Raw genomic sequence first — 12,211 nt, 5'->3', positions numbered from 1 at the left:
CATGACGCAAGCATTCGACGCCGCCAGGCTCGCCGCCGATTACTGGAGCACCTCGATCATCGACATCCACCCGGGCTCGATCAACGTGCGCGGGTTTCCGATTCAGGAATTGATCGGCAACATCAGTTTTCCGCAGATGATCTGGCTGATGTTGCGCGGCGAGTTGCCGGATGCGGCGCAGGCGCGTCTATTCGAAGCGGCGCTGGTGGCCTCGGTGGATCACGGCCCGCATGCCCCTTCGATTGCGATTTCGCGGATGGCGACCAGCTGCGGCCTGCCGCTGAACGGCGCGATGGCCTCGGCGATCAACGCGCTCGACGACGTGCATGGCGGCGCCGGTCAGCAGGCGGTCGAACTGTACGACTCGATCGACGCGCGCATGCAGGCGGGCGCAACGTTGGAAGACGCTGTGGAACAAGGCGTCGATGCTTTTATCGAGGCACACGGCAAATATCTTCCCGGCTTCGGGCACCGCTTTCATCCGGTCGATCCGCGCGCTCCGCGGCTTCTCGCGATGGTGGACGAAGGCGTGGCGCAGTCGTGCGTCGACGGAAAGTACGCCACAATCGCGCGCGGCATTGAAGCGCTGCTCATGCAGCGCAAGAGCAAGCCCGTGCCGATGAATATCGACGGCGCCACCGCCGTGATCTACGCCGAACTCGGCTTCGCACCTGAACTGGCGCGCGGCGTGTTTTGCCTGTCGCGTGCGGTCGGCATTCTGTCGCACGCATGGGAGCAGCGCGGACGCAAGGAGCGCAACAAGGGACCCATGCCGCGTCAGATGGCTTACACGTACACGGGCAAGCCCAATCGTCATTTACCTTGAGCCGCTTGCGCCGGCTTGAACCGCCAGTCCTGAGCTAATCAATTGCCTTGAACTTCGACCGCGCGCCGCTGCGCATGGCGCATGGCGCGTGAATCGCCGCCTAAAGCGTCGGTGGCGCGCGCCGCGCAATTGAACAGCGCACCCAGATTGCGTTCGACGAACGCATGGTCGATCCGCGAACTCGGCCCCGCCAGCGTGAGCACGCCGCGCAGGGTCTGCCGCACGCCGAACACCGGCATGGAGATGCCGGCCGTCTCCCGGTCGCGCTCGCCGATCGACACGCAGTAGAAATCCTCGCGAATCTTCTCGAACGGCCCACCCAGCGTGCCGCCGAACGCCAGCAGCGCCTGGCCGCCCGAACCGCTTTCCAGCGGCAGCACATCGCCTTCGCGCACGTGAAAACGCACCGCATGCTTCGAATCGACCCGGTGCAGGCACACGCGCACCTCCTCGTCGCGCACATAGAACGACACGCTTTCTCCGCTCGTTTCCGCGAGTTCGCGCATGAGCGGCACCAGAATATCGCCGAGGTTCAGGCTGCGCTGATACAGCGCCCCGAGCATGAAGGTGGCGGGACCGAGTTGATAGCGGCCGTCGTCCAGACGCAGCAGCAGGCGGTGCTGGATCAGCGAGCCCGCGAGGCGCAGCAACGTGCTCTTGTAGAGCCCCGTGCGCGCCGCGAGTTCGGCGAGGGTGAGCGCGGCATCGTCCGGCCCGAAGGCGAACAGGATCGCGCAAGCACGATCGATAACGGCAACGCCTTCGCCTTCCTTCGAGTTGGATTTTTCCGCGGACGTTGGCATGGATTGCGTCACTTAAAGGTAAGCAGAAATTTTACGCCATGACGCCGGGCTGTCATACCCGCCGCGTACGCGCCGCCGCCCCCCTTCAAAACCGGGGCTAAACCGATAACCGCCATGCAACACGACTAGTCTCTGCCCGATGCACGTTGAGACGATCGCGCAATTTGTTGAGCGCCCGCCACGTTCAACGTTTTGCCGCGGCTTTTTACAGTACGTCATCGATCGCGCGGACCCGGAACCTCGGCGCGCGGCGCAACTCTCGGAGAATCGGTGATGAACAATATTCGTGGCACGATTCCAGCAGGCTTCTTCGGAATCGCGGTGGGCGCCCTGGCGTTCGCCAATTTGTGGCGCCTGGCGATCAGGGTCTGGCACCTGCCGGCCGTCGTGGGGACGGTCATGACGGTCGCGGCGCTGGCCGTGTGGTTCGTGATTCTGGCGGCATATGGGCAAAAGTGGCTGGCGCGCGCCGCCGACGCCCGCGCGGAACTGCAGCATCCGGTGCAATCGTCGTTTGTGGCGCTCGGGCCTGTGTCCAGCCTGCTGGCGGCGCAACTCCTGCAGCCGTATGCATATCACCTCGCGCTCGCCCTGTTCGGCGTGGCCGTGGTGACACAATTGGCGCTCGGCGTGTATCTACAGGGACGATTCTGGCAAGGCGGCCGCCCACCTGAACTCATCACGCCGGCCATCTATCTGCCGACGGTCGCGCCGAGCTTTGTCGCCGGCACGGCTGCCGCCGCCTTCGGTTTTCATCAACTGGGCGAGCTGTTCTTCGGCGCGGGCCTGCTGTTGTGGCTATCGATCGAATCGGTGATCCTGCATCGCGCCGCCGTGCATGAAGCGCTGCCCGAAGCGTTGCGCCCGACGCTTGGCGTGCAGCTCGCGCCGCCGGTGGTGGGTGGTGTGACCTACATGGGCCTGAGCAGCGGCACACCGGACATGTTCGCTCTGATCCTGCTCGGCTACGGGTTGTACCAGGCATTGCTGATGCTGCGTTTGCTGCCGTGGATCCGCAAGCAGACGTTCGTGCCGGGCTACTGGGCGTTCAGCTTCGGCGTGGCCGCTTTGCCGACAATGGTGCTGCGCATGGTCAAACGCGGCGCGACGGGGCCGGTTGAATGGGCCGCACCGGCTCTGTTCATCGCGTCGAACGTGATCATCGCGATTCTGGTAGTGAAGACGCTGGGCCTGGCGCTGCGCGGCAAGCTGATTCCCGCCGCCACCACGGCTAACGCTGCGGCCCCTGCGACCGCTGCCCGGGCGGCAACGTAAGCGCCGAGCCGACCCGCGCTTAGCTCATAGCGCGGGCCCGATAGACCGTCGAATCGAATCAGCGAGGTGCGCCGCGTTTCGCCGATTCAATCGCTGAATCCCCTCAATGCAACGCCGTCACGATCCACGCCGCTCCGGCGATCGCGATCACATCTTCGATCAACGCTGCCGGCAGATCACGCCCGAACGCACGCGCCAATGCGCCCCGCGCTCTCGCGCCGCCCAGCGTGCCGATCACGGCGCCGATCAACCCCGCGATCAGACCACCCGGCAAGCTGCCATGCGCCGCGCCGATCGCCGCGCCACTCAGCCCGCCGAGCACGAGGCGCGCGCCGAATTGCATCGGCACAGTACGGCTGGGGGTTTTCGGCAGCTGGTCGGTAATGAGCTCGGCAATGGCGAGCACCGTGAAGATGTACGGCGTGGCGGTGAAGCCCAGAAATGCCAGCGGGGTGTCTTGCAACGGCAGCCACCCCAGGTGCGCCGCCCAACTGACGGCGGCGGGCGCGGTCAACGCGCGAAGGCCGGCCACGACGCCAATCAGCAACGCCAGAACGTAGAAGGACATAGCGGACTCCGAATCACGGCAGATGATGCGCAGTTGAACAAGCCGACGGCTTACCTGGACAAACGTCGGCAGAAGGTGTCGAGCATTTCCATGGAGAGTCAACTTCTCACCGCATCAATCGAGGCCGGTCGGTCTGTACCCGCGCAGTGGCCCTTTTTTCGGTGTGGCCCTAGTGTCGCATACTTCGCTGGATGTCACGCGGCGCAAACGGTGATAAGTTAGCCTACTCACAAGAAAATCTTATGCCTACGCCATGCGACCGTATCTTCCGCTGAACGCGCTGCGTGCCTTCGAATCGTCTGCCCGGCATTTGAGCTTCACGCGCGCGGCACTCGAGCTGAACGTCACCCAGGCCGCCGTCAGTCAGCAGGTGAGAACGCTTGAGGAGCGGTTGGGCACAGCGCTCTTCAAGCGACTGCCGCGCGGCCTCGCCATGACCGAAGAGGGTCTCGCGCTGCGCCCGGTGCTAACCGATGCGTTCGATCGCATTGAAGCCGTGCTCAAGCAATTCGAAGGCGGCCACTTTCACGAAGTGCTGACGGTTGGCGTAGTGGGAACGTTCGCGGTGGGCTGGCTGATGCCGCGGCTCAAATCGTTTCGCGAAGCGCATCCGTTTGTCGAACTGCGGCTGCTGACGAACAACAATCTGGTGGACCTCGCCACCGAGGGGCTCGACTTCGCGATCCGCTTCGGCGACGGCACATGGCCGGGATCGCTCGCGGCGCGGCTGCTCGATGCGCCGCTCGCGCTGCTGTGTACGCCGGAGATCGCCGCGCGTCTGTCGAAGCCGGAAGATCTCGCCAATGAGACCCTGCTGCGCTCCTATCGCGCCGACGACTGGATGAGCTGGTTTAGCGCCGCGGGCATCCCGCCCCGGCCGATTCGCGGACCGGTGTTCGATTCGTCGCGGCTGATGGTCGAAGCGGCGATGCAAGGTGCGGGCATCGCGCTCGCGCCCGCGCTGATGTTCGATCACGAGATCAACACAGGCCGGCTGGTGCGCCCGTTCGAGGTGGAGGTTCACGCCGGCAGTTACTGGCTGACATGGTTGAAGGGCAAGCCGATGACGCCGGCAATGGTGCTGTTCAACCAGTGGATCGTTAGGGAAGCGAACGCGCCAGGCTAACCGAGTGCCGCGCGGCGGTGTCCATTCATCGCCGGACGCTCCGCCTGCTGCGGAAACACATTCCACGAGCCGTCGTCATGGCGGAAGAAGAAAATCGACAGCAGTCCGCCCGGCCGCAACGCTTCCACGCAGACATAGCGTTGCTGCGAAGCGCGGTGGCAAAACCGCACGACGCGTGCGGGCATCGACGGGGTCGGGGCGAGCCACTTGTCGACGGCCCAGTGCAAGGTCTTTTCTGCGGCAATCATGATGGTCTCCTGGAATCCGCGAGCTTGTGAATCATTGAATTCGGTCTCGTTCGCTCACGCCAACTGCGCGAAAGCGTGTGCGTGAGCACCCTTAGCGTTACTCTCGACAAAAGCCTTCACGAGGCACACCAGCGCATGCACGCCGGTACGCGGATGACGCAGGCAGCAGTGCACCTGTTCGCTGCGGCTCTTGCCGAGCAGGCACCATGCGCAGAAGTGCTCGCAGTTATTCGTCAGCAGGCGATAGTGGTTTTCGCCAAGACGTGAGCGCGCGCGGCGCACGGCTTCTTCGCCGACGTAGCGGGCGGACGGTTCCACGCGAATCGACAGTGGATGGCCGGCGGCAAAACGTTCCAGTTCCACTTCTTCGACCGGGCCACGATGAGCCGAACTCGCAAAACCCGCGTAATGAACCACGCGACCGTTGCCGACGTAAATGCCGTGATGTTCGTAACCGCGCCGTTGCGTGACGAGATGCGCGCCAATCGGCAGGTCGATGGTGGACGCTGCGTCGCTGCGGTCTTCGCGGCTTTCGCTGCTCGTCAGAAGTGGGTGGGTGTTCATGGCTGGCCTCGTTTCGATTTCCAACACTGTTGCGAGGTCTTTCGCATCATCCGGGCCATGCGCGCAAAAGCCTTTACCTACAAGGCTTTGCGGTAAAACAGGGGATTTTCGATCGCGTAAGTGTGCGACGCCAGCCGACAGAAATCGCGCCGAAGTGTTGGCGTGCGGCGCTCATTTTCGACCGCCCGGCGAGGCGCGCGGGTCACTAGAAGGACGGCAGGGAGTTGCTTGAATGTGTTGGGTCGCGCACCGGTTCAGGTTCGTGCTTGTTGGCTGCAAACCGACCCATGCAGGCGCGTTTACTAATACGTGGAATGCGCAAGCACCCGCAATCGCCCAGCCATCAACCGGCTACGACAAAACGCGTGAGCAGGCCGCCGATTGGCATAGCACTTGCACCATCTCGTTCAAATCCTTTTTCACCACGCGTCAGCGCGTGCGTGATACACGCGGCCAACCGGAGAACGACATGGCATCCATCACAGTGAACGATCTCTCGCTGAACCTCGCGCTCGACCGTAAGGCGATGACGGCAATCCGCGGCGGCGGCGGCGCCCCGTGGGTGTATGGGTGGATTCAGCCCTACGTGCCACAAACGCCGAGCATTGGACCCGTCGTCAACCTGTACGATGTCACCAACAACTTCTATGCTAACCAGATGATCAACACGTTCCAGTCGGTTGATGTCCGCAACACCGGCTCGAACTCGAACATCAACGTTTCTCCCGACGCACGCAGCCGAAACGATATGGTGTGAATGTCGTGAACTGTGCGAGCCAATTTCGCTGGACGTCGTCCGCGCGCACCGACGCCGGAAGCGTCCGCGAAATCAACGAAGATGCCTGCCTCGACCAGTCCGGACTCGGACGCTGGGCCGTCGCCGATGGCATGGGCGGGCATGCGGTCGGCGATCTGGCGAGCCGTCTGGTGATCGAAGAACTCGGCCGTCTCGCGCCGCCGGCCAGCATGAAAGCCTTTATCGCCGACGCGCACGCCCGCTTGCAGTCCGCCAACCGTCAGCTCAGGAACGAGGCGGCACGCCGCCAGGTGCAGCGGATCGGCAGCACGGTCGTCGTGCTGCTCGCCTGCGACCGCTTCTGCGGCTATGTATGGGCGGGCGACAGCCGCCTGTACCTGCTGCGCGAAGGACGCCTGCGGCAACTCACGCGCGATCACAGTCAGGTGGAAGCACTCAAGTCGCTCGGCGTCCTTACAGAGGAAGAGGCGCGGCATCACCCCGCGCAACACATGATCACGCGCGCCGTGGGCGCAACCGACGTGCTCGAACTCGACGACGACGCCATCGAAGTCGCGGACGGCGACATCTTCCTGCTGTGCAGCGACGGCCTGAGCAACGAAGTCAGCGAAGCGGAAATGCTGACGGTGCTGACCCAGGCGGCTCGCGAGAACGCATCTGAAGAACTGGTCGAGTTGGCGCTCACGCACGGCGGCCGCGACAACATCACCGCAGTCGTGGTGCGTGCGGAGGATCCGTATGCGTCAGACAAAACCCTGCTGAATCCGGCGCCCTGAGCCGGTCGACCATTAGACTGCCGCGGCCTTACGCGTCGCCGTCGTCTTCATCGCGGTCGTCGGCGCCGTTGCTCGTCGCGGACGGCGTAGCACGGTTGCGAAAGTCCTTCGAATGCAACCCGTGCTTCTTCAGCAGCATTTGCAGATGCGAGCGGTTCATGTCGATACGGCGCGCCAGTTCCGCGACCGTGCCACTCACTTCGCGAAGGCCGCGTTCGAGGAACGCCTTCTCTGCGTCGTCGCTCGCGGCGCGCTTGGCATCGCTCAGCGACATCAGATTCGCCACGCTGATCGGCTCCACGCCTGTCGCGCTCGCGGCATTCGCCAAAGCCGCGGAACCGGGCGCGGCCGGCCGCATGTCGAGCGGCAGATGATCGACATCGGCCATCTCGCCGGCCAGACACGAGAGGCGATACATCACGTTGCGCAACTCGCGGATATTGCCGGGATACGCGTAGTTCAGCAGAAAATCGCGCAGACGCGGTGTCATCCGCACGGGTCTGCGCTTGAGCGTGCCGGCCGCTTCGTCGCCAAACCATGCGATCAGCAGCGGTATTTCATCACGACGCTCGCGTAACGGCGGCAGCGTGACGTGAATCACGCTAAGCCGGTAAAACAGGTCCTCGCGGAACCTCCCCTCTTCGCTGAATTTTCGCAGATTGCGATTGGTGGCCGCAACGATACGCGTATCCACCGCGATCGTTTCATCGGAGCCCACGCGCTGAATCTCATGCGCTTCCAGCACGCGCAGCAGCTTCACCTGGCCGGCGAGCGGCAACTCGCCGATTTCGTCGAGAAAGATGGTTCCTGTGTGCGCGCTTTCGAATTTGCCCTTGCGATCGTTCGACGCCCCCGTAAACGCCCCTTTGCGATGCCCGAACAATTCCGACTCCAGCAGGTTGTCCGGAATCGCGCCGCAGTTCACGGAAATGAACGGTTTGTCCGAGCGCGAGCCGTTGGCGTGAATCACTTTCGCCATCAACTCCTTGCCGGTGCCGCTTTCACCGTCGATCAGCACCGGCAAATCGGTCGGTGCCGCCTTTTCGGCGATTTCGAGCGACTCGAGCAGGCGCGGATTGTCGCCGAACGTCCCCTCGAAAATGAAACTGCGCTCGAGCAGCGCCTTTCTGCGCGCGCCGCGCGATTGCTCCACGCGCTCTTGCGGTTCCGCGGCCACGGCTGCCTGCACGAAGCGCTCCTTGTGCGATAGCTGCATCACCTCGTCGCGTAACGAAGTGGCCTGCCGGAGCAACTTGTCGATATCCGCGCGCTCCAGCCGCGACGACCAGCGCAGCGTCGAGCGCAGAATCTCGATCCGCTCGATCAGGCCCGCGTAGGAAATCGCGGGGCTGGCCTCTTCAATCTGGTCGAGTATCTTCATGATCACGCACTCAACTGTTTTTGAACCAGTTGGTAATACATGCCGCCGCGCTGGATCAATTCATCGTGGCGGCCCTGTTCGACGATCGCCCCTTCATACAACACGAGAATCTTGTCCGCGCGCATGATTGTGCTGAGCCGGTGCGCGATGATCACCGCGGTGCGGCCCTTCAGAATGTCGTGCATATTGCCGAGGATATTGCTTTCCGACTGGGAATCCAGCGCCGAGGTCGCTTCGTCGAAGACAAGCAGGCGCGGATCGTGATACAGCGCGCGCGCAATGCACAGCCGCTGGATCTGCCCGCCCGACAGCCCGATACCCCGCTCGCCGACAATCTGTTCGTAGCCGAGCGGCATCTTGCTGATGAAAGCGTGCGCGTCGGCCATCTTCGCGACTTCCTCGATGCGGCGGCGCTCGGGCGCATCGTCGCCGCTCGCGATGTTCTCCGCGATCGTGCCGGAGAACAGCAGGTTGCTCTGCATCACGTAGCCGATCTGGGCGCGGTAATAGGCTTTATCGACCACGCCGAGATCGTAGCCGTCGATGGTCATCTTGCCTTCGGTCGGCGTATAAAAGCCCACCAGCAACTTGGCGAGCGTCGTTTTGCCCGACCCGCTGCGCCCGACAATCGCCACAAGCTCGCCGGGCTTGATGTCGAAACTGATGTTTTCGAGCACGTAGGCCGAGTCGCTTTCACCGTAACGGAAATAGACGCCACTGAGGCTGATTTCCCCTTGCAGTTCGGGCAGCATCACACGCGAGGGCAAATCCTGCGGCTTCTGCTCGGGTTCGATGTCGAGCACGTCGCCGAGGCGCTCCATTGCCACGCCCGCATCGTTCACCATGCTCCACAAACCGACCAGTCCCATCAGCGGACCCAATACGCTCCCCATGAACGCGTTGAACGCGATCAGCTGGCCAATCGTCATTTCACGCGCTAGTACGAGCGTCGCGCCGACCCAGAGAATGGCGATCGTGGTGGCGGCGTTCAGCAACTGACTGCCCAAGCCTACGAGAATGTTGAACGCGTGCGCGCGATATTGCACTTCGAGTGCTTTCGCGTACTTCTTCTCCCAGCGCAGACGCACCGGCCGCTCGATGCCCATGCCCTTGACGGTCTCCACGCCGGCGAGCGCCTCCATCAGAAACGACTTCGATTCGGTCGACGCCGCGAACACCTCGCGCGCATAGCTTTTTATCTTCGGCGTGGCGAGCGCAGTGAGCGCCATGATCGGAATGACGAACGCGATCAGCACCAGTGTCATCTTCACGTTGTAGACGAACATGATCGTGAAGTAGATGAACACCATCAGCAGATTCAGCGCGGTAGTGACCGTGGATTCGGTGAGGAACGCGCGGATCGTCTGGTTTTCCTGGAAGCGCGCGAAAATATCGCCGGTCTTGCGCTTGGCGAAGAACGAAAACGGCAGCGACATGGTGTGCTTAAAAAACTGCGACATCATCGCAAAGTCCATGTTCCGCACCATGAAATTCGCCAGATACGCGCGTATCGACGACATCAGTTGCGAAAAGACATTGGCGATAATCAGGCCGCCTATCAGCAAGTGCAGCAGGCTGACGTTCTGATGCACGATCACGCCGTCGAGTATGTTCTGGATAATCAGCGGCGGAATCACGCCCAACACCTGAATCACGAAAGTGGCGAGACACAGGTAGCCGAGTATCTTTTTGTACGGCTTGAGGTAGCCGACAAAGCGTATCCACGGCGAACGGGCCGCGGACATTTGCAGCAGATGCGGGCCGCCCGTGAACAACAGGCACGTGCCGCTCCAGCCGCGCTCGAAATCCTCGACGGTCATTTTCTTGAAACCGACGGCCGGGTCCGCGACCCACACATAGTCTTTGGAGAGTCCGTACACCACCACGTAGTGGTAACCCTCCCAATGCACGATGAACGGCAGATCGAAGCCGCGCAAGGAATCGAACGTGCATTGCACGCCGCGCGCCGTGAATCCGAGCGATTCGCCCGCACGGGCGAGGCTGTCGAGCGTCGCGCCCTGGGTCGTCACATTGGCGAGTTCGCGCAATTTGCCGAGCGTCATCGGAATGCCGTAGTGGCGGCACACCATCGCGAGGCACGCCGCGCCGCAATCCATCTCCTCCGCCTGTTCGACCAGCGCGAAGCGTTTGATGACTTTCTCGCCCAACCCCGGTTGGCTCTGCAAGTCGAGCATCAGCGGCAATTTGCGCCGCTGTTCGAGCCGCTTTTGCCGCTGCAACTCGCGGTCGCCGTAACGAATCCGCTCGTCGAGCACTTCACGCAGCTTGGGATTGCGCTCCAGAATGAAGTGGACCGTTCGCTCCGGAATCACCAGCAGCCGCGTGTCGGTCGCCGCCACGGCCGACGCCATCTGCTCCTGGCGCATCAGGCAGGCTTTCTCGCCGAATATCTCGCCTTCACCGAGCGTGGCGAGCGTATAGTCGTGGCCCTCCTCGTGCCGCACGATACGCACTGCGCCCTGGCGCACCACGTACAGCCGCCGGTCTTCGCGTCCGTCCTGTTTGAGAATTTCCTTGCCCGCCGCCACGCGTTTTACGCCGACGCTGCGCACATACTCTTCGAGTTCCGCCTTGTTCAGTTTGCCGCGCAGATCGAACAGTTGCGCGACGAAACCGCCCGCCGAATTGATCGCGACATAGCTGGCGACAAACGCCAACGCGGCCTGATTGCCGGTTATCACCGGTTCGATCGTGGTGCGCGGAATGAACAGCAGCTCGGTTTTCGCCGACGCCCGCACCGACGCTTCGTGAACATACGTGCGCAACATGGCGATGTCGGCGAATATCTCGCCCGCTTTGCGCACGCCCATGCTGGTTTCCTTCCCGTGCTCCTCCCTGAAGATACGCACGGAACCCGAGCGAATCACGTAGAGGCCGTCCGCCGTTTCGCCCGCCGAGCAGACCGTTTCTCCGAACGAGTAGAAACGCGCTTGCGCATCTTCCGCGAGACGCTCGATCTCATCGCGCGAGAACGGCGACAGAATTTCCACCGAGGCTAGAAACTCGGCTGCGGAAGGCGCGGTTTGGGGGGCGTCCATGGGCTTGCGGACCTCGATTCAGCGTATCGTTGCGTGGACCTGGTGTGGCGTATGGTGTGTTTCGCTATCCGGCTAGCGCGCTTCGATCACGTGTTCCTGAGCGCGCGCGATCAGCCAGCTCTCGCGCAGCAGCCGTCTGATCTCGGCAGCCACATCCGCATCGAGCGTGGCCGGATATTTGGCCGTCACGGCGAAGATCTCGAAACACGAGCGGTCCGCCGACGGAAACGGCCCCAGCAGGTCGCCCACCGCCGCATTGAAAATCTTCGCTTCGATGTCCGGCTTCAGCGAACCGCGCAGCACCTTGCCGATCACGCCGCCCGCCTCGCGCGTATCCGCAATCGAATGCTCGCGCGCCATGTCGGCGAAGCTATCGGGATCGTCGTGCAGGTACGAGATCATTTCCTTCGCCTTGCCCTCGCTGTCCAGCACGATGTGGCTTACCTCGATCGCATCGAACTTCGGTGAATTCAGCGCGAAGTAGTCCTTGATCGCCGCGTCGTTGCCGATCTCGTCGAGCATCTTCTCCTGATACAGCCCGTCGGTGATGAAGGCCTCGAATTCGTCGAGACTGACATGAAGCGCGTCGAGATACTGGTTCATATCCGTCGCGCGATGCAGGCCGCGCACGCGGCGAAACTGGTCGGCGCGCTCCTGTATGTCGTCGGCGCTAACGGTAATGCCCTGCTTCTTCGCCGCGTGCACCGTGAGCTTGTCGCGCACGATCTGCTCGATCAGGCTCTCGAACTGGCCGGTCAATTTCAGAAGACGAATGAACTCGGCCACGTCCACGACTTCGTCATCGATTCGCACAATCGCGCTCATCTC

The 12,211-nt window shown here is 62.6% G+C and carries 12 protein-coding genes; 5 read left to right on the top strand and 7 right to left on the bottom strand.

Annotation, left to right across the window (positions count from 1 at the left end):
* The first annotated feature begins 1 nt into the window (after position 1).
* Entirely contained in the window at positions 2-826 is an 825-nt protein-coding gene (locus A6V37_RS37175) for a citryl-CoA lyase (protein WP_064265212.1), read from the top strand.
* Between the two features lie 38 nt (positions 827-864).
* On the opposite strand, the gene A6V37_RS37170 is transcribed toward A6V37_RS37175, so the two are convergent.
* The gene (locus A6V37_RS37170; RefSeq protein ID WP_064265211.1) at positions 865-1,629 is read right to left on the bottom strand and encodes an IclR family transcriptional regulator; all 765 of its coding nucleotides are present in this window, start codon (positions 1,627-1,629) and stop codon (positions 865-867) included.
* A 273-nt stretch (positions 1,630-1,902) separates the two neighbouring features.
* Here A6V37_RS37170 and tehA point away from each other — a divergent pair, with 273 nt between their 5' ends.
* A complete protein-coding gene (tehA, locus tag A6V37_RS37165; protein ID WP_064286893.1) occupies positions 1,903-2,904 on the top strand; it encodes a dicarboxylate transporter/tellurite-resistance protein TehA in 1,002 nt (333 codons plus the stop codon).
* Between the two features lie 103 nt (positions 2,905-3,007).
* Here the strand turns inward: tehA and A6V37_RS37160 are convergent, their stop codons facing one another.
* Positions 3,008-3,472: a hypothetical protein gene (locus A6V37_RS37160; protein ID WP_064265209.1), complete on the bottom strand. Its 465-nt coding sequence runs from the start codon at positions 3,470-3,472 to the stop codon at positions 3,008-3,010.
* A 253-nt stretch (positions 3,473-3,725) separates the two neighbouring features.
* Here A6V37_RS37160 and A6V37_RS37155 point away from each other — a divergent pair, with 253 nt between their 5' ends.
* Complete coding sequence (locus tag A6V37_RS37155; RefSeq protein ID WP_064265208.1) at positions 3,726-4,598, top strand: LysR substrate-binding domain-containing protein; 873 nt, start codon at positions 3,726-3,728, stop codon at positions 4,596-4,598.
* Here the strand turns inward: A6V37_RS37155 and A6V37_RS37150 are convergent.
* Both A6V37_RS37150 and A6V37_RS37145 read right to left on the bottom strand, forming a co-directional pair.
* A complete protein-coding gene (locus A6V37_RS37150) occupies positions 4,595-4,846 on the bottom strand; it encodes a hypothetical protein (RefSeq protein ID WP_064265207.1) in 252 nt (83 codons plus the stop codon). The two genes, A6V37_RS37155 and A6V37_RS37150, sit on opposite strands and share 4 nt — an antisense overlap.
* 54 nt (positions 4,847-4,900) lie before the next feature.
* Positions 4,901-5,410 (bottom strand): lecithin retinol acyltransferase family protein, encoded by a 510-nt coding sequence (locus A6V37_RS37145; RefSeq protein ID WP_064265206.1) that lies wholly within the window; start codon positions 5,408-5,410, stop codon positions 4,901-4,903.
* 469 nt (positions 5,411-5,879) lie between these two features.
* Between A6V37_RS37145 and A6V37_RS37140 the strand changes: the two genes are divergently transcribed.
* Both A6V37_RS37140 and A6V37_RS37135 read left to right on the top strand, forming a co-directional pair.
* Positions 5,880-6,167: a hypothetical protein gene (locus A6V37_RS37140; protein WP_064265255.1), complete on the top strand. Its 288-nt coding sequence runs from the start codon at positions 5,880-5,882 to the stop codon at positions 6,165-6,167.
* 5 nt (positions 6,168-6,172) lie between these two features.
* Positions 6,173-6,943 (top strand): PP2C family protein-serine/threonine phosphatase, encoded by a 771-nt coding sequence (locus tag A6V37_RS37135; protein ID WP_064286897.1) that lies wholly within the window; start codon positions 6,173-6,175, stop codon positions 6,941-6,943.
* Positions 6,944-6,971: 28 nt separating this feature from the next.
* Here the strand turns inward: A6V37_RS37135 and A6V37_RS37130 are convergent, their stop codons facing one another.
* The 3 genes from A6V37_RS37130 to A6V37_RS37120 form a co-directional block, all read right to left on the bottom strand.
* On the bottom strand, positions 6,972-8,327 hold the full coding sequence (locus A6V37_RS37130) for a sigma-54 interaction domain-containing protein (protein ID WP_064265253.1): 1,356 nt from the start codon (positions 8,325-8,327) through the stop codon (positions 6,972-6,974).
* Entirely contained in the window at positions 8,327-11,383 is a 3,057-nt protein-coding gene (locus A6V37_RS37125; RefSeq protein ID WP_064286892.1) for a peptidase domain-containing ABC transporter, read from the bottom strand. Before A6V37_RS37125 ends, A6V37_RS37130 begins: the two co-directional genes overlap by 1 nt.
* 72 nt (positions 11,384-11,455) lie before the next feature.
* The gene (locus tag A6V37_RS37120; RefSeq protein WP_064265204.1) at positions 11,456-12,208 is read right to left on the bottom strand and encodes a peptidylprolyl isomerase; all 753 of its coding nucleotides are present in this window, start codon (positions 12,206-12,208) and stop codon (positions 11,456-11,458) included.
* Positions 12,209-12,211: the final 3 nt, after the last annotated feature.

Origin of the sequence: Paraburkholderia ginsengiterrae (genome assembly GCF_001645125.1) — a bacterium.
GTDB lineage: Bacteria > Pseudomonadota > Gammaproteobacteria > Burkholderiales > Burkholderiaceae > Paraburkholderia > Paraburkholderia ginsengiterrae.
This window is presented reverse-complemented; position numbering and strand designations above follow the sequence as displayed.

Excerpts from the sequence above, each read along its gene's own strand:
- A6V37_RS37155 (WP_064265208.1), top strand. The coding sequence starts at position 3,726 with ATGCGACCGTATCTTCCGCTGAACGCGCTGCGTGCCTTCGAATCGTCT.
- A6V37_RS37145 (WP_064265206.1), bottom strand. The coding sequence starts at position 5,410 with ATGAACACCCACCCACTTCTGACGAGCAGCGAAAGCCGCGAAGACCGC.
- A6V37_RS37120 (WP_064265204.1), bottom strand. The coding sequence starts at position 12,208 with ATGAGCGCGATTGTGCGAATCGATGACGAAGTCGTGGACGTGGCCGAG.
- tehA (WP_064286893.1), top strand. The coding sequence starts at position 1,903 with ATGAACAATATTCGTGGCACGATTCCAGCAGGCTTCTTCGGAATCGCG.
- A6V37_RS37170 (WP_064265211.1), bottom strand. The coding sequence starts at position 1,629 with ATGCCAACGTCCGCGGAAAAATCCAACTCGAAGGAAGGCGAAGGCGTT.
- A6V37_RS37140 (WP_064265255.1), top strand. The coding sequence starts at position 5,880 with ATGGCATCCATCACAGTGAACGATCTCTCGCTGAACCTCGCGCTCGAC.
- A6V37_RS37125 (WP_064286892.1), bottom strand. The coding sequence starts at position 11,383 with ATGGACGCCCCCCAAACCGCGCCTTCCGCAGCCGAGTTTCTAGCCTCG.
- A6V37_RS37175 (WP_064265212.1), top strand. The coding sequence starts at position 2 with ATGACGCAAGCATTCGACGCCGCCAGGCTCGCCGCCGATTACTGGAGC.
- A6V37_RS37160 (WP_064265209.1), bottom strand. The coding sequence starts at position 3,472 with ATGTCCTTCTACGTTCTGGCGTTGCTGATTGGCGTCGTGGCCGGCCTT.
- A6V37_RS37150 (WP_064265207.1), bottom strand. The coding sequence starts at position 4,846 with ATGATTGCCGCAGAAAAGACCTTGCACTGGGCCGTCGACAAGTGGCTC.